At 70.1% G+C, this 21,904-nt stretch carries 19 protein-coding genes; 11 read left to right on the top strand and 8 right to left on the bottom strand.

All coding sequences use genetic code 11. The features are described 5' to 3' along the window. Window position 1 precedes the first annotated feature (1 nt). Both GH740_RS06880 and GH740_RS06875 read right to left on the bottom strand, forming a co-directional pair. Window positions 2-706 (bottom strand): response regulator, encoded by a 705-nt coding sequence (locus tag GH740_RS06880; protein ID WP_367640942.1) that lies wholly within the window; start codon window positions 704-706, stop codon window positions 2-4. Next, window positions 703-2,319: a sensor histidine kinase gene (locus tag GH740_RS06875; RefSeq protein ID WP_172978321.1), complete on the bottom strand. Its 1,617-nt coding sequence runs from the start codon at window positions 2,317-2,319 to the stop codon at window positions 703-705. The genes GH740_RS06880 and GH740_RS06875 overlap by 4 nt, the downstream gene beginning before the upstream one ends. Window positions 2,320-2,668: 349 nt before the next feature. Here GH740_RS06875 and GH740_RS06870 point away from each other — a divergent pair, with 349 nt between their 5' ends. Genes GH740_RS06870 through GH740_RS06855 form a run of 4 tightly spaced genes read left to right on the top strand, consistent with a single transcriptional unit; the run spans window position 2,669 to window position 7,469 of the window. Further along, window positions 2,669-3,733 (top strand): sugar phosphate isomerase/epimerase, encoded by a 1,065-nt coding sequence (locus tag GH740_RS06870; RefSeq protein WP_153745325.1) that lies wholly within the window; start codon window positions 2,669-2,671, stop codon window positions 3,731-3,733. A gap of 25 nt (window positions 3,734-3,758) precedes the next feature. Next, on the top strand, window positions 3,759-5,192 hold the full coding sequence (locus GH740_RS06865; RefSeq protein ID WP_172978320.1) for an FAD-binding oxidoreductase: 1,434 nt from the start codon (window positions 3,759-3,761) through the stop codon (window positions 5,190-5,192). A 4-nt stretch (window positions 5,193-5,196) separates the two neighbouring features. Beyond that, a complete protein-coding gene (locus GH740_RS06860; protein WP_153745323.1) occupies window positions 5,197-6,252 on the top strand; it encodes a sugar phosphate isomerase/epimerase in 1,056 nt (351 codons plus the stop codon). After that, window positions 6,249-7,469 (top strand): Xaa-Pro peptidase family protein, encoded by a 1,221-nt coding sequence (locus tag GH740_RS06855; protein WP_153745322.1) that lies wholly within the window; start codon window positions 6,249-6,251, stop codon window positions 7,467-7,469. The genes GH740_RS06860 and GH740_RS06855 overlap by 4 nt, the downstream gene beginning before the upstream one ends. Before the next feature lie 54 nt (window positions 7,470-7,523). On the opposite strand, the gene GH740_RS06850 is transcribed toward GH740_RS06855, so the two are convergent. The 3 genes from GH740_RS06850 to GH740_RS06840 all read right to left on the bottom strand — a co-directional run bounded on the left by GH740_RS06850 (window position 7,524) and on the right by GH740_RS06840 (window position 10,013). After that, window positions 7,524-8,555, bottom strand: a complete 1,032-nt coding sequence (locus tag GH740_RS06850; RefSeq protein ID WP_153745321.1) for a hypothetical protein — start codon at window positions 8,553-8,555, stop codon at window positions 7,524-7,526. Window positions 8,556-8,584: 29 nt separating this feature from the next. Then, entirely contained in the window at window positions 8,585-9,193 is a 609-nt protein-coding gene (locus GH740_RS06845) for an ankyrin repeat domain-containing protein (RefSeq protein ID WP_216644918.1), read from the bottom strand. Window positions 9,194-9,311: 118 nt separating this feature from the next. Next, window positions 9,312-10,013: a GntR family transcriptional regulator gene (locus GH740_RS06840; RefSeq protein WP_153745319.1), complete on the bottom strand. Its 702-nt coding sequence runs from the start codon at window positions 10,011-10,013 to the stop codon at window positions 9,312-9,314. Between the two features lie 185 nt (window positions 10,014-10,198). Here GH740_RS06840 and GH740_RS06835 point away from each other — a divergent pair, with 185 nt between their 5' ends. Genes GH740_RS06835 through GH740_RS06810 form a run of 6 tightly spaced genes read left to right on the top strand, consistent with a single transcriptional unit; the run spans window position 10,199 to window position 16,995 of the window. After that, complete coding sequence (locus GH740_RS06835; RefSeq protein WP_172978319.1) at window positions 10,199-11,752, top strand: ABC transporter substrate-binding protein; 1,554 nt, start codon at window positions 10,199-10,201, stop codon at window positions 11,750-11,752. Window positions 11,753-11,782: 30 nt separating this feature from the next. Continuing rightward, window positions 11,783-12,751 carry an ABC transporter permease gene (locus GH740_RS06830; protein ID WP_216644917.1) on the top strand — a complete coding sequence of 323 codons (969 nt, stop codon included), beginning with the start codon at window positions 11,783-11,785 and terminating at the stop codon, window positions 12,749-12,751. Continuing rightward, a complete protein-coding gene (locus GH740_RS06825) occupies window positions 12,732-13,607 on the top strand; it encodes an ABC transporter permease (protein WP_153745317.1) in 876 nt (291 codons plus the stop codon). The genes GH740_RS06830 and GH740_RS06825 overlap by 20 nt, the downstream gene beginning before the upstream one ends. Next, window positions 13,604-14,629, top strand: coding sequence for an ABC transporter ATP-binding protein (locus GH740_RS06820; RefSeq protein WP_153745316.1), 1,026 nt, complete (start codon window positions 13,604-13,606; stop codon window positions 14,627-14,629). Before GH740_RS06825 ends, GH740_RS06820 begins: the two co-directional genes overlap by 4 nt. After that, window positions 14,616-15,620, top strand: a complete 1,005-nt coding sequence (locus GH740_RS06815) for an ABC transporter ATP-binding protein (protein WP_153745315.1) — start codon at window positions 14,616-14,618, stop codon at window positions 15,618-15,620. Before GH740_RS06820 ends, GH740_RS06815 begins: the two co-directional genes overlap by 14 nt. A gap of 25 nt (window positions 15,621-15,645) precedes the next feature. Further along, window positions 15,646-16,995, top strand: coding sequence for an MFS transporter (locus GH740_RS06810; RefSeq protein WP_216644916.1), 1,350 nt, complete (start codon window positions 15,646-15,648; stop codon window positions 16,993-16,995). A gap of 17 nt (window positions 16,996-17,012) precedes the next feature. On the opposite strand, the gene GH740_RS06805 is transcribed toward GH740_RS06810, so the two are convergent. From GH740_RS06805 to GH740_RS13935, 3 genes are read right to left on the bottom strand one after another with little or no spacing between them, the layout of a single operon-like run. Further along, window positions 17,013-18,437: a DUF1116 domain-containing protein gene (locus GH740_RS06805; protein WP_153745313.1), complete on the bottom strand. Its 1,425-nt coding sequence runs from the start codon at window positions 18,435-18,437 to the stop codon at window positions 17,013-17,015. Then, a complete protein-coding gene (fdrA, locus tag GH740_RS06800; RefSeq protein ID WP_216644915.1) occupies window positions 18,434-19,972 on the bottom strand; it encodes an acyl-CoA synthetase FdrA in 1,539 nt (512 codons plus the stop codon). Before fdrA ends, GH740_RS06805 begins: the two co-directional genes overlap by 4 nt. Beyond that, window positions 19,969-20,898: a DUF2877 domain-containing protein gene (locus GH740_RS13935; protein WP_153745311.1), complete on the bottom strand. Its 930-nt coding sequence runs from the start codon at window positions 20,896-20,898 to the stop codon at window positions 19,969-19,971. Before GH740_RS13935 ends, fdrA begins: the two co-directional genes overlap by 4 nt. Window positions 20,899-20,960: 62 nt before the next feature. On the opposite strand from GH740_RS13935, the gene GH740_RS06790 reads away from it, so the two are divergent. Next, window positions 20,961-21,893 (top strand): carbamate kinase, encoded by a 933-nt coding sequence (locus tag GH740_RS06790; protein ID WP_153745310.1) that lies wholly within the window; start codon window positions 20,961-20,963, stop codon window positions 21,891-21,893. Window positions 21,894-21,904 lie beyond the last annotated feature (11 nt).

Below are 21,904 nucleotides of genomic sequence, written 5' to 3'. Positions count from 1 at the left end.
CTCAGCCGCGGATCGCGCGGTACCGGTGCTCGGGGCGTCCCGTGGTCCCGTAGCGCAGGTGGAGCTCGAGCACGCCCTGCTGGGCGAGGGCGGACAGGTACCGCTGCGCGGTCGGCCGGCTCACGCCGAGCTCCTGCGCGACGTCGGAGGCGGAGACATCCGCCCGCGCGCCCCGCACGAAGTCCCGCACCAGGCGCATCGTCTCCGGGGACTGGCCCTTCGGCGGCAGCGCTATCGTGCCGGTGCGCATGAGCTGGAAGAGCCCGTCGACCTCCTGCTGGTCGGCTTCGGCGCTGCGCGCGCCGAGGTCCTCGAGCCGGCGGTGCAGGTCGCGGAACGCCGTCAGACGCTCGGCGAACGTGGCGAACCGGAACGGCTTGACGAGGTAGTGCACGGCGCCCTGTGTCATCGCCGACCGGATGTGCGCGAGGTCCCGGGCCGCGGAGATGACGATCACGCCGGGCGGGGTGATCCCCTCCCCGAGGCGGCGCATGAGGTCCAGCCCCGACTCGTCCGGGAGGTACAGGTCCAGCAGGACGAGATCCGGATGCTCCGCGGCGACCATCGCCAGTGCGTCGGCCGCGGTGTGGGCGATTCCTGCGACCTCGAAGCCGGGGACCTTCGCGACGAAGCCGGCATGGATCGTCGCGACGCGGAAGTCGTCGTCGACGATGACCGTGCGGATCGCCGCCACCGTGCCGGTCACCGCGGCACCGCCGCCGGGCAGTCGGCCGCGGATGTCGCGCCGAGCCGGGGGAGGGTCACGGTGAACACCGCTCCCGGGCCGGGCGAGACCTCGATCCGCCCCGCGTGCTGGGCGACCACGCGGTGCACCAGGGCGAGCCCGAGCCCGCGGCGCCGGATGCCGTCGTCCGGCTTCGTGCTGAACCCGTCCTCGAACACCAGCGCGGTGGCGTCGGCGGGCACACCCCGGCCGGTGTCGTGCACCTGCACGCGCACCGTGTCCGGGTCGCACCGGACAGCGACCTCGACCCGCCGCGGCGCGTCGCCGGCGACGGCGGCGTCGATGGCGTTGTCGACGAGGTTGCCGAGCACCGTCAGCAGCGCGCGCGGGTCGGCCTCGCCCTCGGGCAGGTCGGAGTCGTCGGTGAGCACGAGCGCGACGCCGCGCTCGGACGCCACCACCGACTTGGCCACGAGCAGGCCGACCAGCTGCGGGCTGGCGATCCGCCGCTGCAGCCGCGCCGCCAGATCCGTGGCGGTCGCGGACAGCTCGGCGATGTAGTCCGTCGCCTCGTCGATGCGGCCGAGCTCGAGCATCCCGGACAGCGCATGCACGCGGTTGGCGAACTCGTGCTGCTGCGCGCGCAGCGCGTCGGTCAGCCCCCGCACGCTGTCCAGCTCCCGCAGCAGTGCCTCCTGCTCGGTACGGTCGGAGATCGTCACCACGTGCCCGAGGTCGCGGCCCTGCATCGACACCGGCATGCGGTTCATCACGAGGCAGTGCTCGTCGGTGAGCGCCACGAGGTCCGTACCCTCGATGGCGCCGGTGAGGATGTCGCGGATGCGGCCGGGCGGCGCGAGCCGTTCCACGGCCTGCCCGGACGGCGTCGACTCGACACCCAGGAGCCGCCGGGCCTCGTCGTTGATGAGGGCGACCCGGTCGCTCGGGTCGAGCCCGACGACCCCCTCCGCGATGCCATGCAGCATCGCCTCGCGCTCCTGCAGCAGCGTCGCTATCTCGTTGAGCTCGAGCCCGAACGTCTGCCGTTTCAGGCGCCGGGCGAGGATCAGCGAGCCGACGAGCCCGACCGCCAGCGCGATGCCCGAGTACAGCGCTATCGACGGCGCCAGGCGCCACAGGCTCGCGGCGATCTCCTCGGCGTCGATGCCGACGGACACCTCGCCGACGATCCGGCCGGTGTCCGCGCGCAGCGGCACCTTCGCGCGGGCGGACAGGCCGAGCGTGCCGTGCTCCATGTTGACGACGGTCTTCCCGGACAACGCCGCGCTCGGGTCCGTGGAGACGCGCTCGCCGATCCGCTCCGGCACCGGGTGTGAGTAGCGGATGCCGTGGTCGTCGGTGACGACCACGAACAGTGCACCGGTGGAGCGCCGGATGGCCTCGGCGCGCTCCTGCACCATGCCGCCGGGGTCGCCGTCGACCACAGCCTGCGCGATGCCGGGCGCGACGGTCACGGTGTCGGCGATGGCCAGCGCCCGCTGCTCGAACTGGTGGACCAGCAGCTCGTGCGACTGCCACAGTGCGAGGCCGAACGCGACCAGCAGCGCCCCCAGGAGCACCGCCAGCTGGGTGCGCAGGATGTTCGTCGACAGGCGGATGCTGCGCCGTGCCATCGGCCCTCCTGCCTCGTCGCCTCGTCGCGGGTGTGTGCGGCGCGCGCAGCCCTCGGGATGCGGGCGCGCCCCCGCAATTCTGTCACCCGGGCGGCGTCCCGGGGCCGCCGGAGTGCCGAGCACAACGCACGAAACGCGCAGAAGGCGGCCGGCGGATCTCACGCCCCGGTGTGGCAGGGGAAGCGTCAGCAGCATCTCCGGCGCAGGCTCCCGAGACGTTCTTGACAAGACGGCGTCCCTTACGGCATTCTGTATACCATCACTCGTGGGGAGCCCGAGGCCACCGCAGCACCCGGAGCGCAGCCTCCGGGCTGCATGGCGCCGGGCTCCTTCTGACCATGGAGGACGGATGAGCCGCATCGGTGCGGACGTGAAGTTCCAGGACGGCCGCAGCCGGCTGGCCGCAACGCCCCGGATGACGCTGGACGTGCTGTCCCGTCTGGACGTCGACGGCATCCTGGTGCGCACGATCGACGAGGCCTTCCCCACGCTGGACGAGGCCGCCGTGTCGGGTTTCGCCCGGGCGGCGGACGCGCTGGGGATGTTCGTGCGGATGGGGATCGGCAAGATCAACCCGTACATGACCGCGGAGCTTCCCCGCGTGCGGGTGCTCGGGGAAGGAAGCTATCTCGCCGGTATGCAGCGGATGATCCGGCTGTGCGGATCTTACGGCTGGACCGAGGTGTGGACCGCGGTGGGCGGCTTCAAGTCGGGTCTGCCCGCTCCCTTCTGCTTCGACCGGTTCCGCACCGACGTGTCGTGGCAGGCCCAGCTGGAGGCGACGTCGGCGTTCATCGCGAAGCTTGAGCCGACGCTGCGTGCCGAGGGGGTGCGCCTGAACATCGAGACGCACGAGGAGATCACCACGACGGAGCTGCTCGCGCTCGTCCGGGCGCACGGCGAGGACATCGTCGGCGTCTGTCTCGACCCTGCGAACCTTCCGGTGCGCGGCGAGACGGTGCTCGACGGAACGCGACGGGTCGCCCCCTACGTGCACCTGACCCACCTGCGCGACCTGGTGCTCGCCCGCACCGAGGAGGGCCTTTCCCGCTTCCTCATGCCGATCGGCGACGGGCAGATCGAGTGGACGGCGCTGCTGGGCCTGATCGCGGGCCGGGACGACGTCGACCTGCTCATCGAGGCGGTGGGCGGCACCCGCGCCGAGATGGCGCTCCGGCCCGACGATCCGTTCTGGCGAGCCGCCCACCCCGATCTCGACGACGGCGAGATCGGCGAACTGGAACGCCTTGCCGACCGTCAGGCGCGGGATGCCGCGGCCGGAACCGCTCCCGACGTCGCCGCCCTGCGCGCGAACGGCGACCCCGACACGACATACCGCGACTTCCTGGAGCGGTCACTGGCCGCCCTGCGCCGGCTCCTGCGCACGGTGCCCGCCCCCGCCCCCCGACACTGAGACGAACGAGACCCAAGGAGAACGCATGCTCGAGATCACCCGTCTGCGCGACGCCGTGGAGTGCGATGTCGTCTTCCCGAACGAGCCGGGCTACGAGACGCTCCGGCACGTCTGGAACGCCGACATCGATCAGTACCCCTCCGCCATCGTGCGCTGCCGCACCGCGCAGGACGCCGCTGCCGCGCTGCGGTGGTGCCTGGACAACAACGCACCGCTCACGGTCCGCGGCGGTGGGCACAACCTCGCCGGAACGGCGGTCGCGGACGACACGGTGCTCATCGACACCGGCCTGATGCGGTCCGTGCGCGTGGACACCGACGCCCGCACGCTCACGGTCGGAGCGGGATGCCGGTGGGGCGACGTCGACCGTGCCGCAGAACCCTACGACGTCGCTCTGCCCGCGGGCGTGGTCTCGCACACGGGCGTCGCCGGACTCACGCTCGGCGGCGGCATCGGCTACCTCTCGCGGATGTTCGGCGCGACGGTGGATTACCTGCAGGAGGTCGAGCTTGTCACCGCGGACGGCATCATCCGCCGGGTGAACGCCGACAACGAGCCGGAGTTGTTCTGGGCGCTCAAGGGCGCCGGGCACAACTTCGGAATCGCCACCGAGTTCGTGTACTGCTATGTCGACCTCCCGGGGCTGGCCACGGTGCGCCTCGCGTTGTATCCGGCCGGCAAGCGCCGCGAGATCCTGCAGCAGTTCCGCGAGCAGGGCCCGGCGATGCCCGACAACGTCACCACCTACGTCCGTCTGTACCGGTGCCCGCCGTACTGGAGCCAGGTGCCGGCCGCCCACCGCGGGCAGCCGATCATCTCCGTCGCAACGGTGACCTACGGCGATCCCGCCGACGAGCCCGCGCTCACGGCCGGGGTCTTCGAGCACGGCAAGCCGCTGTATGCAAGCGTGCGCAGCATCCCGCACGTGACGCTGCAGCACTCCACCGACGACGAATTCCGGTACGGACTGCGTCATTACTGGCGGCACGTGTCGCTGGGTGAGCTGCCCGACGAGCTCATCGATCTGGCGATGGAGCATGCCGACGCGTACCCGGGTCGATCGCTGAACTCCAGTTCGTTCATCACGCACCAGGTGATGTGCCCGTTCGAACTCATCGCCGGCAAGCTCACGCCGCGCGACCACGCCAACGACTCCACCACCGGCATCCACTCTCGATGGGCCGGCAACATCGGCGCCGACTGGGAGTATCCCGACGAGCGGCCGGAGCTGGTGGCGTGGGTCAAGCGGTTCACGGCCGCGATCGCCCCCTGGGAGAACGGCAGCTACATCAACTTCACGTCGGAGCACAGCGACGCGCGTGGTGCGCGCAGCATCTACGGCGACAAGTACGACCGGCTGGTGCGGGTCAAGGCGGAGTACGATCCGCGCAATGTCTTCGCCCACGGGCTGGTCGACCTCGAAGAGCTCGACCAGTCGCTGACCACCGCTGCGAGCTGAACGCATGCGGATCGGAGCGGACAGCGCGAAGTTCCCGGGGGCGGCGGGCCTGACGGCCACCGGCCTGATCGACGAAGCCGCCGGCATGGGCCTGGAAGGCGTCTCTTTCCGCTCGATCCTCGACCTCAGCGCCACCCTCGACCCCGCTGAACTGCGGGACGTGGCCCAGCAGGCGCGGGATCGTGGACTGCGGCTGGAGGCCGGGATCGGCAAGATCAACCCGTTCTCCACACCCGAGGCGCCGCACATCCGGGAGCTCGGTGGCGGCGACTACCGTCGCGCCCAGGTCCTGATGATCGAGGCTGCTGCCTCCATCGGCATCCACGAGCTGTGGAGCGCGCTGAGCAACTACCAGTTCCACCTGTCCGGGCTGTACGCCTTCGACCGGTTCCGCACCGACGTGGACTGGCCGACGCAGCTGCGGGCGACCACGGCGTTTCTGAAGGTGCTGGCCCCTGCGCTGCGCGATCACGCCAGTCACCTGAATGTCGAGACCCACGAGGAGATCACGTCCTTCGAGCTCGTGCGCATCGTCGAAGCAGTGGGACCGGATGCCGTCGGCATCACGTTCGACCCCGCGAACGTCGTGGTCCGCGGCGAATCACCCACCGCCGCCGCCCGGCGGATCGCGCCGTACGTGCGGGCGACGCACATCCGCGACGTCGTGCTGGTGCGCGAACCGGACGGCCTGCGGCGTTATCTGGCGCCAGTGGGTGACGGGCTGATCGAGTGGCCCGTCGTGCTGAACGCGCTGGCACCCGCCGCGCCGATGCTGTCGATCGAAGGCATCATCGCAAGCCGGGCCGGCATGTCGGTGCCGGTGTTCGACGCACGCTGGGCGTCCGGCCACCCCGACCGCGTGATGGCCGAGCAGGATGAACTGCTCGCCTTCGCCGACGACTATGAGCGGCGCGCGCGCGACGGCGAGGTGCCAGACGCCGCGGCGCTGGCAGCACCCGTCGAAGCCGACGAGCCGCGCCGGTTCCTCGAGCAGAGCAGGCATGCCCTGCGCGGCCTGCTCGACGATGTCCGCCCGTCCATGAGCAAGGAGACAGCATGACCGACCGGTATCCCACCCTCTCCCTGGCCGAGCGCGACCGGCGCTGGCAGAATGTGCGCGCGCTGCTGGCCCGCGAAGGCCTGGACGGTGTGGTGGTGTTCGGCAACGGCCGCAACGTCGCCGATTCCTACCTGACCAACGAGGCACGCAAGTCGATCACCCTGCTCACGCTGGACGACGACCCCGTCATGTTCCTCGGCGACGTCCCGTTGGACCACTACGACGTTCCCGGTGCCCGATGGGAGCGCTGGGTCGCCGACTGGGTCGCGGGGGATCCCATCGGCAACCTTGCGACGCGGGTGCGTCTGAAGGGACTCGCCGCCGCCCGCTTGGGCGTGGTGGGCCTGACCAGCCGGGCCGTGGGGGAGTGGGCCGGTGTCATCTCGCACACCACCTGGCGGCGTCTGGACGCGGCCCTGCCCACGGTGCGGTGGGCCGACATCGCCGACGCGTACGAGTCGCTCACGATCGTCTTCGGCGAGGAGGAGCAGACGATGCTGCGCAAGGCGGCCCAGCTCGGGGAGCGCGCCTGCACCGCCTTCGTCGAGGCCGCCCGTGAGGGACGCAACGAGCACGAGATCGCGGCGGCATCCTTCCAGGCGATCATCGCCGGCGGCGGCTGGGTGCGATCCCCGTTCATGCTGGAGCGAGCGGGGGCGAGCATGTTCGCGTGGAGCGTCCCTGAGTGGTTCGCGATGGGCGGCACCCCCCACGTGCCGCAGCCGGGCGACACCGTCGCCGCTGAGATCTTCGCGTTCTACGGGGGCATCGAGTCCCAACAGCAGATCGACGTCAGCATCGGAGAGCCCGCCCCCCTTCTGCGGGAGCTCGAGAAGGTCTGCCGGGATTCATACGAAGCCGGGCTGGCGGCCCTGCGGCCGGGCATGCGCTTCTCCGAGCTGGCCGCCGTCATGGAAGCTCCGCTGGCGTCATCGCAGACGTGGAACACGGGCCCGATGGTGCAGACGGTCCCGCCGATCTACAATTCCGGCACCCGCCTGGACCCCGGCGTGGATCCGGCACTGTCGGTGCTGCCGCAGCTGCCCCTCGGCGTCCCGTTGGACGGCGATTTCGTGATCGAGGTCGGGCACGCGTTCGCCTTCGAGCCGAACGCGCTGCGTGATGGTCAGCGGGTCTGCGTCGGCGGGACGGTGCTGCTGTCCACCGACGGCGTGGAGGAGCTGAACACGCTCCCGAACCACCTCGTCGTGGTCTGAGTAAGCGCGCAGGGCCGGCCCGCTGCGGCGGGGCGGCCCTGCGCGTCCGTTCTCTCAGCGCGCCGCCACGAACGCACGCGCCAGCAGGCCGGTGTTGGTGGCCGACGACGCCCAGGTCACGCCGGCGTCCTGCAGCATCGCGGTCTGAGCCGCCAGGCCCTGCGGATCCGCGTCGGTGCCCAGGACATAGCCCAGCACCTCGAGGTGCCGGCCCCGGTCCGCCGCAGCGCCCTTGGCGGCGCGAATGGCCGGAAGCATCGCGCCGACCGGGTCGTCGTCCGCGCCGGCGCCGAGGACGAAGTCGAGGACCACGACGCCCACGGCGGGGTCGGCGCTGGTCGCCCGCAGCAGACGCGAGCGCGCCCGTGCGTCCGTCTTGGGATGCCGATCATCGGCAGCGGACGCACCCAGATCCCAGAAGACGTGCGCAGGCGTGCCCACACCGGCATCGGGGGCGCCCTCCCGCACGTCGGGGTGGAACTCCCGGGCCAGGGCGATGGCTTCCGCGCGCAGTCCTCCCGCGGTGAACAGCCCGCGGATGTAGCGCTGCTCGGGCGCCAGCATCGCCCGCACCTCGGCGATGAGCGGTTCGTTCAGGGGGTGCAGGTCGAGCGACTCGGGATCCACGCCGTCGGCCGTCACCGCGGCCAGTGCCGCGGTTTTGCTTCGCGTGTACACGGGCACATCCCGGGACGTGCCCAGAGCGATGGTCGCCTCGTCCGCCCCGACGACGCACGCTATGGCCGGGATGCGCGCCCCCGCGAGCTTCTCGATCAGGGTCGCAGCAGCCATCGGCGTGGGTCGTGGGGCGACCACGACCACGACCGTGGATGCGGCGTCAGACTGCAGCGCGTCGACGCCGGCGACGATCGCGTCGATTTCGCGGATGGTCGTCGTCGCCGCCGATGAGGTTGCGACGAATGTCGACATGCCGCCGGTGAAGTCATGGATCCGGGCAGCCACCTCCTGCGACGCGGACCCCGGTGGCCCCACGAGGCCGATGCGTCCGCGCCGCGCGTGGATGCATGTCACCGACCGGGCCGATCCGGCGGCGGTGCCTCGCACGGCGAGGGCCTCATCTGGCATGGACGTCCTTCCGTCGGGCGGTGCGCGGCTCAGCCCTCGGCGGCGGCGATGATCTCGGCGAGCGCGGTATGGCCGTGCCGGATCGCGAGCTCGCGAGGCGTGACGCCGTACTTGTCGGTCATCGCGGGGTCTGCGCCGTGGTCGAGCAGGAGTCGGACGATCCGCTGCTGGCGCGGACCGCCGTCGTTGAGGATGATCGCCTCGATCAGTGCCGTCCAGCCCACCCAGTTGGTGTGATTGACGTTGATGTCGGTGCGGGTCAAGAGCTCCCGGACGATCTCCAGGAACCCCTTCTCGCTGGCGGGCGTGAGGCCGTTGCCGCCGAATCGCGTGAGTCTGGTCAGATCCGCGTCGGCGTCGATCATCAGGCGCACGAGCGTCACGTCGTTGGTCGTACAGCCGAGCAGGAACGGGTTCAGGGAGGTGTTGTCCTGCTTGTCGATGTCCGCTCCGGCGGCCGCCAGCAGGGTCACGACCTCATAGTGCCGCTCCATGGCCGCCAGCAGGATGGCCGTGCGGCCCCGTCCGTCCACGACATCGAGGTCCTCCCCGGCCGCGATCAGCTCCTCGACGGTCCGGGAGCGGCCGGCGACGGCAGCTTCGAACAACGACGGTCGTGACAGGGTGTCCGATGTCACGGGCCACCTCCCCTTCTCGGCGTGCGATGCGCACATCGGAAAGGTTAGCAGATGGTATACAGAGTGCGATAGCCCAAAACGCCCGAGATGGCATGCCTCCGTCCGTTTCCGGCGCTGGTCATTCCCCGTTCGCGAACATCACCTCGTGGCAGATCGTCCGGCTGGACTCCACATGTCGCCGTGCGACGTCCGCGGCTCGCTCGGGGTCACGAGCGGCGATCGCGGCGGCGAGCTCGGAGTGCTCCCGGATCAGGGATTCGGGGGAGCGGTTCTGGCGGAGCACCCAGTGCAGCCGGCCCTCCAGGGGCTCGAGGGTGGTGGCCAGCGTGCGGTTGTGGGCGAGCCGGGGGATCGCATCGTGGAACGCCTCGTTGAGGTCGGCGATCGCCGCGAAGTCCCCGCTGTCGCGCGCCTGCTGCGCGCGATCGGCGATGCCGACGAGATACTCCACCTCGTCCTGGGTCGCGCGCAGGCAGGCCAGGCGAGCGGCCTGCACCTCGAGCGCCTCGCGCACCTCGAAGAGGTCGTCGATGTCCTCGCGCGACAGCGTCGTCACGATGACGCCGCGGCGGGGCACGTCCTGGACGAAGCCCTCCCCTTTGAGGAGATTCAGTGCTTCTCGCACCGGCACGCGGGAGACGCCCAGCTCCTCTGCGAGCGTGCGCTCGACCAGGCGGTTGCCCGGCGCCAGTTGACCTCGGACGATGCGATCCCGGATCAGGTCGCGCACCTGCTCCCGCAGAGGCTGATGCCGGGCTCCGAGGTTGGGCTGGTTGTCGTCGCCGCCCGGGGGCAGGCCATGGACGGACAGCTGCGTCATGTCAGATCTCCTCCGCTGGGATTTAGCTTCCCGTAAGGGATACTGTACGCAATGCGCGACGCCGGGAAGCGGAACCCTGCCAAATGCCCCTGCCGAGAATCCTTGACACGAGTAGGTCGACTGTATACCATTCCTCAGAAGTCGAGGATTCCCGCCTCGGCACCTCCTCCCGAATGGAGAAACACATGCGTGTACGTCTGGCAGCAACGGCGCTGGTGACGGCTGCGGCCCTGCTTCTGGCAGGGTGCAGCGGCGCCGGCCCGGCACCGGCATCCTCCGGCGACGGCAAGCCCGTCGCCGGTGGGGACGCCACGTTCGTGATCAGTGGCCGCAGCTGGGCGCATCTGGACATCGCGGCGCCCGCAGTGACCCCGATCAAGGGGCTGATCAACACGATCTACGATGGCCTGCTCCGGATGACCCCGGATGGGAAGATCGTGCCCTGGCTGGCCAAGTCATACGAGACCAGCCCGGACCGGCTCTCCTGGACGTTCCATCTCCAGGAAGGGGTCACCTTCAGCGACGGGACCCCGTTCAATGCGGAGGCGGTCAAGTTCAACCTGGAACGCCAGGTCGACCCGAACCAGCGTGCCGGTGAGGGCGGCAACCTGCCACAGGACATCACGGTGCAGGTCGTCGACGAGCACACCGCTGTGGTCAAGCTCAGCGAACCCGACGAGGCCCTGCCCTCGGCGCTGGCCACCACCTCGGTGGGGCTGATGGCGTCGCCGACCGCGGTGAAGAAGTGGGGCGCCGAATACGGGCTGCACCCGGTGGGCGCCGGACCGTTCATGCTCGACTCGCAAGTGGTCGGTCAGCAGATCAAGCTCGTGAAGAACCCGAACTACTGGGTCAAGGGCGAGCCCTACCTCGATTCGGTCACCTACCGCGCGCTCGGATCGGCGGACTCCGCACTGCAGACGCTGAAATCCGGCGGCGCCGACGTCATGGACTTCGTGGCGCCGCAGCAGGCCAACGCCGTCAAGGACGATGCCGCGTTCACGCTCCGGAAGAGCCCGGCCCTCAGTGTCAACCAGTTGATGCTGAACACCACCAAGCCGCCGTTCGACGACGTGCGGGCACGGCGGGCGGTCGGCCACGCGATCGATCAGCAGGCGCTGTCGAAGTCGCTGTTCTTCGGCTATTTCAAGCCGACCGAGAGCATGATCGCCGAGGGATCGTGGGCCTCCCCCGGACAGACCGTCGACTCGTACCCGTCGTACGACCTGGACGAGGCCAAGAAGCTCGTCAGCGAGATCGGCGGTCTGTCGTTCTCGGTCAAGGTGTCCAACTCCACCGATTTCCTGCAGCAGGCGGCCGCCGTCCAGGCCATGATGGCCAAGGCCGGGATCGACATGAAGATCGACGCCGTCGAGCCGTCCAAGAAGATCGCGGACGTCTTCTCGCACAACTACGAGGCTGGTTGGTTCGTGATCCCCGGTCTGCCGGATCCGGACAACTATGTGCGTCCGTTCTTCGACAGCACGGCCGGCGCGAACCCCAGCGGACTGCACGACGCCGAACTGGACGGCCTGTTCGCCAAGGGCCGCACCACGGCCGGTGCCGACGCGCGCAAGGACATTTACCGGCAGGTCGCCCAGCGCATGGGGGAAGTGGCCGCGACCGTGTACGTCTCGGACTACCCGGTGATGCGCCTGCAGAACCAGCGCATCCACGGCATCCAGTACCTGGTCACCGACATCTTCTACCTCAACGGTGCGTGGGTGTCGGCCAAGTGATCCGGTGACGAGAAGGAAGGAGGTGAGCAGGTGCGTGATGTCGTGAAGAGACTGCCGGGCCGGCTCGCCAGGCTGGTCGGAGTCGTTCTGGGCGTGAGCCTGCTCACCTTCTTCCTGATCAATGCGCTGCCCGGCAACGTCGCGGCCGCCGTGCTGGGCGACCAGGCCACGCCCGAGCAGATCGCGGCGTTGACCGCGCAGCTGGGCCTGGACCAGCCGCTGCCCCAGCGCTTCCTGGCCTGGCTCGGTGCCGCCCTGCAGGGCGACCTGGGATCCTCGCTGGTGAACCAGCAGCCGGTGTGGGACGCCGTGTCCCAGCGGATCCCCGCGACGCTGGAGCTGGTGGTGCTCGCATTGGCGATCGCGATAGTGTGCGCGATCCCCACCGCCGTGCTCGCAGCCCGCCGCCCCGGCGGCATCCTGGACCGGATCCTGGGGATGCTCAGCTTCTCGTTCCTGGCGACACCGTCGTTCCTGGTCGGGCTGCTGCTGATCCTCGTGCTGGCGATCGCGGTGCGCGCGTTCCCGGTGTCGGGGTGGGTCCCGTTCTCACAGGACCCGATCGGCAACCTCATGACGGCGTTCCTTCCGGCGCTCACTCTGGCGGCGACGCCGTTCGCGTACTTCTCCCGGCTGCTGCGCGCCGACATGGTGGAGCAGCTCACTCGTGAGGACTATGTGACCACCGCACGTGCCAAGGGGGTTGCGCGGCGGACGATCCTGTTCCGCCACGTGCTGCGCAACTCGTTGTTCCCGATGATGACGATGGTGGGCCTGACAACGAGCCTGCTGGTGGGCGGCTCCGTGGTCGTCGAGAGCATCTTCGGCGTTCCCGGAGTCGGGCTCCTGCTGATCCAGAGCATCACCTCGCGCGACGTGCCCGTCGTGCTCGGCGTTGTGGTGTTCATCGCCACCAGCGTCGTCGTCGTCAATGTCGTCATCGACATGCTGTATGGAGTCGTCGACCCAAGGATCCGCCATGATCACGCTGACGCCTGATACCCGCTCCCTCGCCGTCCCGCCGCCGGCGCGCCGCCCGCTGCGACGCCGCTGGCGGATCAACCAGACGCAGATAGCGTCCGCGGTGCTGATCGCCATGGTGATCGCGTGCTTCATCCTCCCTCAGGTTCTGCCTCTGGCGCCGGCCTCGGGCGGGTCGCTGTCGGACGCACGCCTGCCCCCGCTGTCTCCGGGTCATCTGCTGGGAACGGACCCGCTGGGCAACGACATGCTCTCGCGCACTTTGCACGGCGGGCGCGTCTCGTTCATCGTCGGGGTCGGCGCCACCCTGATCGGGCTGGTCGTCGGCGGGATCCTCGGCATGGTGGCCGGCTACCGGGGCGGGTGGGCCGAGAAGATCCTGGGCTGGGTGTTCGACGTGCTGCTCGCCTTCCCCGCGCTGATCCTCGCACTGACAATCGCCGCCTACCTCGGGCCGAGCCTCGTGAACGAGATCTACGCGGTGTCGATCTTCCTGATCCCGGCCACCGCGCGGATCGCGCGGGCCTCGACACTGTCGGCGCGCAAGGAGGAGTTCATCGTCGCCGCACGGCTGGCCGGCGTCTCCGAATCCACGATCATCCGCCGCCACATCATCCCGAACATCTCCTCGCCGCTGCTGACGTTCGCGATCCTGCAATGCGGCACCGCGATGATCATCGAGGCGACGTTGAGCTTCCTCGGTCTGGGGATCCGCCCGCCGGCGCCCAGCTGGGGCAACATGATGGCCAGCGGCCAGCAGTCCCTGGGTGACCAGCCGTGGGTGGTCCTGGTTCCGGGCCTGTTCCTGTTCGTGACGATCGGTGCGCTGAACCTGCTCGGCGAATCGCTGCGGCAAGCGAGGGATGAACGATGAGCACACATATGGAGACGGTGGCCTCCCCGCGGCGCGAGGACGTCGCGGCGGCCCTCGAATTGCGGGATCTGCATGTGCAGCTCGGCGGAGCCAGTGTTGTCAACGGTGTGTCCCTCACCGTGGAGCCCGGCGCGATGCTGGCACTGGTGGGGGAGTCCGGCGCCGGGAAGTCGATGACCGCGAAGGCCGCCATGGGTCTGCTGCCGCCGGGCGGGCACGTGTCCGGGGGCTCCATCCTCATCGGCGGGCGTGACGTGACCGATCTGGACGAGGGCCAGTGGCGCCGGATCCGCGGCAGTGAGATCGGCATGGTGTTCCAGAACCCGCTGCGGTCGCTGAACCCGACGATGAAGGTGGGCACGCAGATCGCCGAGGCGATCCGCATCCATCGCCGTGATCTGAGCGGCGTGCAGGTGAAAGCCCGCGCGATGGAGCTGCTCGATCAGGTGCAGATACCCAACGCCGCGCGGCGTTTCGATGAATACCCGCATCAGCTCTCCGGCGGCATGCGCCAGCGCATCGTGATAGCGATAGCGCTCAGCTGTGCGCCCCGGGTCCTGCTCGCCGACGAGCCGACCACGGCGCTGGATGTGACCACCCAGGCGGAGATCCTGCGTCTGCTGGGCGAGTTGCAGCGCGGCCATGACACGGCCGTGGTGCTGGTGACCCATGACATCCGGATCGCTGAGGACCACGCCGACCGGGTGGCCGTGATGTACGCCGGACGAGTGGTGGAGGACGGTCCGGTCAGCGCCGTGATCAATCGCCCGCTGATGCCCTACACGCGGGCGCTGATGACCGCCGTTCCGCAGCCGGAGTCACCGCCGCACTCTGAGCTGCCGGTGATCGAAGGTCGCCCGCCGGACCTGCGCAGCCTCCCCGTGGGGTGCGCGTTCGCGCCGCGCTGCCGGTTCGCGACCGACGTGTGCAGGTCGGCCGATCCACCGGTGGACGGCGCCGCCGACCACCGGTACCGCTGCTGGCACCCGCTCACCGATGGAGGCTCCGATGACCGCGCCTGACACGACGCCGCTGCTGACGGTGCAGAACCTGGTCAAGACGTTCTCGGTGGGCTCCCGCGAGCGCGTGCAGGCGGTCGCCGACGTGTCGTTCACCCTGGGCCGTGGCGAGACGCTGGGCATCGTCGGCGAGACCGGCAGCGGCAAGTCGACGCTGGTGCGCTCGATCCTCGGTGTCACCCGGCCCACCGCGGGGCGCGTCGTCCTCGACGGCGAGGACCTCAGCCGGCTGCGCGGCGCTCGTCAGCGCGCCGCCAGGCGCAGCACCCAGATGATCTTCCAGGATGCCATGTCGTCGCTGGACTCCCGGTGGTCTGTGGAGAAGTCCCTTGACGAGCCGCTGCGTCTGGAGACGACGCTCACCCGCGCCCAGCGCAGGGCGCGGGTGGCCGAACTGCTGGACCTGGTCGGACTCGACCCCGTTGTGCACGGCCCGCGCTTCCCACGTCAGCTCAGCGGTGGCCAGGCGCAGCGGGTGGCGATCGCCCGGGCGATCGCGCTGAGCCCGAAGCTCGTGGTGTGCGACGAGCCCGTCTCGGCACTGGATGTGTCGGTGCAGGCGCAGATCATCAATCTGCTCGAGCGCATCAAGGGCGAGCTGGGGCTGAGCTACATCTTCGTCTCGCACGATCTTTCGGTGGTGCGCCATATCAGCGACCGCGTCGCCGTCATGTACCTCGGCAAGCTCTGCGAGCTCGGCGACGCCGAGCAGGTGTTCCGGGCCCCGCGGCACCCCTACACGCGGGTCCTGCTTGACGCGGTGCCTGGACGCACCCCTTCTGCGCCGCTGCGCATGCACGGCGAGCTGCCCTCGCCGAGCAACCCGCCCAGCGGTTGTCGATTCCGCACGCGGTGCCCGATGGCGCAGGAACTGTGCGCGCGGGAGGAGCCGGCGATGCGGGGTCCGGAGGAGTCCGCCCACCTGGCCGCCTGCCATTTCCCGCTGCATGTGGGCGGTCCCAGCCGCGAGGAGCACGAGAAGGTGGTCGCATGACGGCCGCGGGTCGAGGCGTCGCGAGGTGGACGACGGCGCCCGCGACGGCCGGGCGCTGAGCGGTCGCGCCGCCGACGCCGGCCACGGCGGCGGGCCGGAGGTCGCCGAGGCAGGAGCGGGCCGGGTGCGCGGACGGAATCGGCGGGATTCGCTGCGTGCGGTCAGATCGCTGCGGGTGAGCCCTCAGTTCCGACTGCTGTGGATCTCGAGCGTCTGCTTCTTCGGGGGCGTGTGGACCCAGACGATGATTCTGGGGTGGATGGTGTTCGAGCTGACCGGCTCGGCATTCCTGCTCGCGCTGTTCACGACATTCCGGTTCGCGCCGCTGCTGCTCGGCCCGTTCTGGGGCATGCTCTCGGACCGCTTCGACCGGAGACGGCTGGTGATCCTCGCGAACGTGCTGGCGCTGGCCGCGATCGCGGCTGTGGCGGCGATCGCGTTCGCCGGGGCGGCCGGGGTGGGCGTGCTGATGGCCGCCGGTCTGGTCCTGGGCATGGCTCAGGCGCCCGCGCAGCCGGCGCGCGCGGCGCTGGTGTTCGACCTGGTCGGACGGGACAACCTCAGTAACGCGAACGCGTTGAATGCGCTGGCGATGAGCGCATCTCAAATGGTGGGGCCGGCGATCGGAGGAGCGCTGATCGGTGTGCTGGGCGCACCGGCGGCGCTGGCGCTGTCTTCCGCGTGGTACGCGGTCGCGCTGACCGCGCTCTGGCTCATGCGCGCCACCACCGCAGGCATCGCCGCGCACCACGAATCGCCGTGGCGGATGATCGTGGGCGGGTTCGCGGCGATCGGCCGCAGCCCGGTCGCACTGAGCGTGATGCTGATCACCCTGTTCGCCAACATGCTGCTGTGGCCGGTGTTCCAGTCGTTCATGCCGGTGTTCGCCGAGCAGATCCTGGGGATGGATGCCGCGGGGCTGGGCATGATGCTCACCTGTGCGGGCGTGGGCGGCATGATCGGGTCGTTGACGATCGCGATGCTGGGGGAGGTGCGCGGACAGGGGGCGATCTTCGCCGGGGGCACGATCCTCTGGGGGGTGCTCTGGGCGCTGTTCGCGCTCTCGCGCGAGCCGTGGCTGTCATTCCTGCTGCTGGGCGGCATCGGGCTGGCCTCGGCTCCGTTCGTGATCTACCAGACCACCCTGCTGCTGATGGTGACACCCTCGCGGGCGCAGGGCAGGGCCATGGGCGTCCAGGAGCTGGCCATCGGCATCACTCCGGTCGCCGCGGCCGGATTGGGGATTATCGCCCAGTCCGCCGGCGTGGCGGCGACCACATTCTTCTGCGGGCTGATCCTGGTGGCGTGTGTGGCGGTGGTCGTCGTGGCGGTGCCGGAGCTGGCGCGCTATCGCGCGGGCGACGCGCTCGAGTAGCCGCGGCCGCGAAGCGCTCACGCCAACGCATCCGCCAGCGCGATCGTCGCCTTCTGGAAGGCCTCCACTGGGGGATGCGTGATGCCGGCGCCGATCATGCCGATGCCGGGCTCCTTGTGGGCGATGGCGGTGTTGATCACCGGAAGGATGCCGGCATCCATCACCTTGCGCACGTCGATGCCGCTGGGCAGGCCCGCAAAGCCGAGGGCGGGGATCGTGACATTCGGATTCTCTGCCGTGGTGATCTCCCGCATCTGCCGGGTGTAGCCCACGGCCTCGGCGACGGTGCCGCCGACCAGCGCGACGATCGCCGGGGCGGCGGCCATGGCGAAGCCGCCGAAGCCGTACGTCTCGGTGATGGCGCTGTCCCCGATGTCCAGACCGGAGTCCTCCGGCTTGTACCCGCCGAACATGGGTCCGACGACCTTTTGCGCGGGTCCCGTGAACCACTGGCCGGGAAGACCGGCGACGCGAATGCCGAACTCGACGCCGTTGCGGGCCATGGTGGTCACCACGGTGGACTCGGCGACACCGTTCGCGGCGTCCAGGGCCGCCTTCGCCGTAGCCATCCAGGTCGGGCCGGAGAAGTAGTCCGAGCTTGCGATGAAGTCGAACACCTCCTTCTTCTGCAGCGTCGTGAAGTTCGTCTGCAGGAGCGCCGGGGCTAGCGCCTGGAAGAGCAGGAGCGTGCCCGCGCTGTTGCGGTTGTGGGCCTCATCGCCCATATGGACGGCCTGGGCCAGCATCAGGCGCAGATCGATCGGTCCGCCGATCTGCATGGCCTCGGCCAGCATGGGCCCCAGCACGTCGCGCATCCAGATCAGCCGGTCGATGACGCTCGCATCGTTCGCACCCATCCGCAGGATCTTCGCCATCTGCTCGGACAGATTCGTGTACGCGACGTTGCCATGTGTCTCGTTGCGGACGATGTGCACGTACATCGACGCCGACGTCACACCGGCCATGGAGCCGACCGACTGGTGTTCGTGGCAGGGGGAGAACGTGATCTTCCCGGAGGCGGCGACCTCGGCGGCCTCGTCGATGTCCTTCGCGAGTCCTTCGAATACGAGGGCGCCGGTGACCGCCCCGCGCATCGGCCCCGACATGCGCTCCCAGGCGACCGGCGGACCGGCGTGCAGGATCGTGGTGGGTGTCATCCCCGGCACGACATCCAGGGCGCGCCCGTAGCCGATCAGCATGGGACGGGCGTCGAGGATGCGCTCGAGCGCTTCGGCATTGGCCGCAGCGATGCGTTCGGGCAGGTCGCCGGAGGCCAGCACGTCCAGTGCCGCGATCACGGCCGGGTCGCCCCCGCCGGGCGGTGCCCAGTCGACGCTCGTGACCGGCGTGCTCTGGGACGCGATGTCATCGTGGAACATCTGCAGCCCGAGGTTCACGACCCTCAGCGGGGTCGAGAACAGCGCGGCGGTGCTGGTGCTCATGCGGCGGTCTCCTTCCGAACGACGGCGCCGACGTATGCGCCCGTCTGAGTGCTGCTGTGCATGACGGTGACCCCGGCCGCTTCCAGTGCCGAGATCTGGTCGGACAGCGCGGGGGTGTCGCGGTCGGTGCCCAGCACGTACCCCACGATCTCGAGATGGCGGCCGGCGGCCTGCGCGCGCGCCTGCGCGATCGCCGGCAGCGTCACGCCCACAGGATCCTCATGCGCGCCGAATCCCAGCACGAAGTCCATCACGATGACCGCAACGCTGGGGTCCGCCGCCTCTGCGACCAGGCGTTCCAGGCGCAGCGACGGGTCGATCATCGGATGCGGGCGCCCGGCGGTGAACTCATCGTCCCCGAAGTCGAGGAACGTGTGGCCGCGACCGGGGTCGCCGGCGCGCACCAGGAAGGCCGGGTCCCTCTGGATGTTGCTGTACACGGCCTCCCCGGCATCCAGCAGGGCATACATCGACTCGTCGCACAGTGTGCCGCCGCAGAACAGCCCGCGGGCGTAACGCTGCTCGGGACGCAGTCGTGCACGCACGGATGCCACGGCCGACGTGTCGAGGGCGGGCACCGCCGCGCCGGCGTCCACCGTCAACCGGACCGCCTGCAGCGCGGCGTCCTGGCTGCTGGCGGCGAAACGGGCCCCGGCAGCGGTGACGGCCGCCTCGGACCCGCCGATGAAGTAGACGACGACGGGCTTACCGGCGGTCGCGACTTCGGCGAGCACGCGCTTCTCCACCTCGGGTGCGGGGGGCTTGGAGACCAGCACGATCGCCTTCGTCTGGTCGTCGGCGGCGAGGGCGCGGATGCCGTCGGTCATCGTGATCCCGCCGACCGCTGCGGACAGGTCCCGCCCGCCGGTGCCGATCAGCTGCGAGACGCCGCCGCCGAGCTCGTGGATGCGGGCGCTGACCTCCTGGGAGCCCGTGCCGCTGGCCGCCACGATTCCGATCGGGCCGCGCCGCACGGCGTTGGCGAAGCACAGGGCGGTGCCGTTGATGATCGCGGTCCCGCAGTCGGGGCCCATCATGAGCAGGCCCTTCTCGTGGGCGAGCGTCTTGAGGGCGATCTCGTCGTCGACGGACACGTTGTCGCTGAAGAGCAGGACGTGCAGGTCGTTCTCGAGCGCCGCCCGTGCCTCGCGCGCCGCGTAGGCGCCGTTCACGGCGATGACGGCGAGGTTCGCGTCGGGATCGGAGGCCACCGCCGCGCCGAGGGTGCGCGGGGGTGAGGCGGCCTCGTCGCCGACCGGCCCACGGCGCGCCAGCAGCGCCTCGATCTGAGCGAGCGTCTGGTCACGGTCGACGTCCGGGGCCGTCACCGCGACGATCATCAGATCGCTGCCGCCGGCGTCCGCAAGCTCCGGCGAGAGCAGGTCGAGGTCGGACAGCACAGCCTTGTTCATCTCGGTGGCCATCGCCACGAACGCCTGCTCGACGCCGGCGATGTCATTGGCCCGGGTCGAGATCGACATCAGCGACACCGAGTCGACATAGGTGTTCTTCTTGATCAGTGTCGTGACGCTCACGCGCTGCCTCTCCGTTCGCTTGCCAGCCGCAGTCCGGTGAGGATGCCGGATGCGAGGTCTCTGCCCGAGGTGTGCCCGATGCCGAGCACCTTCTCCAGTCGGAGGTGCACATCGTCCGCAGTTCCTGCCGGAGGCCGGCATGACCCTTCGAGGAGGTCGATGAGCGATTGCCGCGCCCGCCCCCGCACCGCTTCGTGCAGCGTCGTGCGGCTGAGGTCGGTGGTGCGGTGCGGGTGGCGCGCCAGCGCGTCGACGATCGCCCACGGCAGCACCGTGATGCCGCTGTTCGGGCAGGCGGCCACGAGCGCCATTCCCACCAGCATGTCGTCCCCGGCCGGGGTCAGCCCCGGCCCGAGTCCCAGCATCTCCACCACGGCGGCGGTCGCCGCCCCGCGGTCGCCTGCGAGCTCGGCGCGCACCGCGGCCGTGCGTGCGGCACGCAGCCGGGCGGCGGACGCGTGTGCGAACGCGTCGCCGGCCCGCCTGCGGCCGTCGGCACCGGGGTCGCCGGCGGCGCCGAGGAGGTGCTCGAGCTCCCGGATTCGATCGCGCGTCACGGACGTGTCCAGTGGCAGCGATGGAAGGCGGGGACGCCAGTGGCGGGCCCCGTCGATGAGGATGCGGCGGCCGGGGAGTCGGATGTCGGACGCCGTCAGGACGGCGGGCTCGCCCGCGTGCACCGCGGGGACGGCCCAGTCCGCGACATCCACGCGGACCGACCAGGGTGCATCGTCGAGCGAGCGGGCGGACAGGGCGATCAGGCGACCCGTCCGGGTGCTGAGGTTCACGACGTGGTGGAACACCGAATGCACGCGCGCCCGCCGGGGTCCGCGCCGCAGTCGATGCGCGAGGGTGACATCGATCGTGAGTGCGCGCGTGATCGCCGGCGAGTCATGCAGGGGGTGAACCGCAGCGGCGACGCTCATGCGGGATATAGTATACCATTAGGGACGATCAGGGCCAGGCCGGTCCTGCGAAGGAGGCGGCAATGCGCGTCGTGGTCGCACTGGGCGGGAACGCCCTCGCCCGCCGGGGTGAGCCGATGACCGCGGATCGGCTGCGGGAGAACGTGCGGTCGACGTGCCGGGCGCTGGCCGGACTCGCCGACGAGAACGAACTCGTGATCACGCACGGCAACGGACCCCAGGTCGGCTTGCTGGCGCTGCAGAATCTCGCCTACCAGGATGTCGCCGCGTACCCGTTGGACATCCTGGGTGCCGAGACGCAGGGCATGATCGGATACGTGGTGCAGCAGGAGCTCTCCAACGCCCTCGCCGGCCGGCGTGAGGTCGCTGCCGTCATCACCACGACCGTGGTGGACGAGCACGACCCCGCCTTCGAGCGACCGACGAAGCTGATCGGCCCGACCTATTCGGCGGAGGATGCCGCGGAGGCCGCGGCGGCGTACCGCTGGACCATCGCCCGGGACGGTTCGGCGTTCCGGCGTGTGGTGCCATCGCCGAATCCCGTCCGGGTCGTGCAGGCGCCGCTGGTGCGTCTGTTGCTGGAGAGCGGTCACCTCGTCGTGTGCGTGGGCGGTGGCGGGGTCCCGGTGAAGGTCGATGCGCAGGGCCATCGGCAGACGGGGATGCAGGCGGTGGTCGACAAGGACCTGGCAAGTGCGGCGCTGGCCGCCGAGCTGCGCGCGGACACCCTGATCATGCTCACCGACGGCGACTTCGTCAGCGAGAACTGGGGCACGCCCCAACAGCGCGACATCCTCACCGCGTCGGCAGATGCCGTTGCCGAGCTGGCATTCGCGGAGGGCTCGATGCAGCCGAAGGTCGAGGCGGCAATCCGCGTCGCACGGTCGGGTGGGCGCGCGCTGATCGGTCCGCTGGACCGGCTCGACGACCTGCTGGCCCGCACGGTCGGGACCGAGATCCGCGCCGACGTGGAGGGCGGCATCGTCTACGCGTGATGATCGCGGCG

It is taken from the genome of Microbacterium sp. SYP-A9085 (assembly GCF_009649635.1).
Lineage (GTDB): Bacteria > Actinomycetota > Actinomycetes > Actinomycetales > Microbacteriaceae > Microbacterium.
Note: the sequence above shows the minus strand (reverse complement) of the source record. Positions and strands in the feature narration are given on the sequence as shown.

Coding starts and splice junctions, on each gene's coding strand:
- GH740_RS06815 (WP_153745315.1), top strand. CDS start 14,616: ATGACCGCGCCTGACACGACGCCGCTGCTGACGGTGCAGAACCTGGTC.
- GH740_RS13935 (WP_153745311.1), bottom strand. CDS start 20,898: ATGAGCGTCGCCGCTGCGGTTCACCCCCTGCATGACTCGCCGGCGATC.
- GH740_RS06860 (WP_153745323.1), top strand. CDS start 5,197: ATGCGGATCGGAGCGGACAGCGCGAAGTTCCCGGGGGCGGCGGGCCTG.
- GH740_RS06820 (WP_153745316.1), top strand. CDS start 13,604: ATGAGCACACATATGGAGACGGTGGCCTCCCCGCGGCGCGAGGACGTC.
- GH740_RS06870 (WP_153745325.1), top strand. CDS start 2,669: ATGAGCCGCATCGGTGCGGACGTGAAGTTCCAGGACGGCCGCAGCCGG.
- GH740_RS06850 (WP_153745321.1), bottom strand. CDS start 8,555: ATGCCAGATGAGGCCCTCGCCGTGCGAGGCACCGCCGCCGGATCGGCC.
- GH740_RS06865 (WP_172978320.1), top strand. CDS start 3,759: ATGCTCGAGATCACCCGTCTGCGCGACGCCGTGGAGTGCGATGTCGTC.
- GH740_RS06835 (WP_172978319.1), top strand. CDS start 10,199: ATGCGTGTACGTCTGGCAGCAACGGCGCTGGTGACGGCTGCGGCCCTG.
- GH740_RS06805 (WP_153745313.1), bottom strand. CDS start 18,437: ATGAGCACCAGCACCGCCGCGCTGTTCTCGACCCCGCTGAGGGTCGTG.
- GH740_RS06790 (WP_153745310.1), top strand. CDS start 20,961: ATGCGCGTCGTGGTCGCACTGGGCGGGAACGCCCTCGCCCGCCGGGGT.
- GH740_RS06840 (WP_153745319.1), bottom strand. CDS start 10,013: ATGACGCAGCTGTCCGTCCATGGCCTGCCCCCGGGCGGCGACGACAAC.
- GH740_RS06825 (WP_153745317.1), top strand. CDS start 12,732: ATGATCACGCTGACGCCTGATACCCGCTCCCTCGCCGTCCCGCCGCCG.
- GH740_RS06855 (WP_153745322.1), top strand. CDS start 6,249: ATGACCGACCGGTATCCCACCCTCTCCCTGGCCGAGCGCGACCGGCGC.
- GH740_RS06875 (WP_172978321.1), bottom strand. CDS start 2,319: ATGGCACGGCGCAGCATCCGCCTGTCGACGAACATCCTGCGCACCCAG.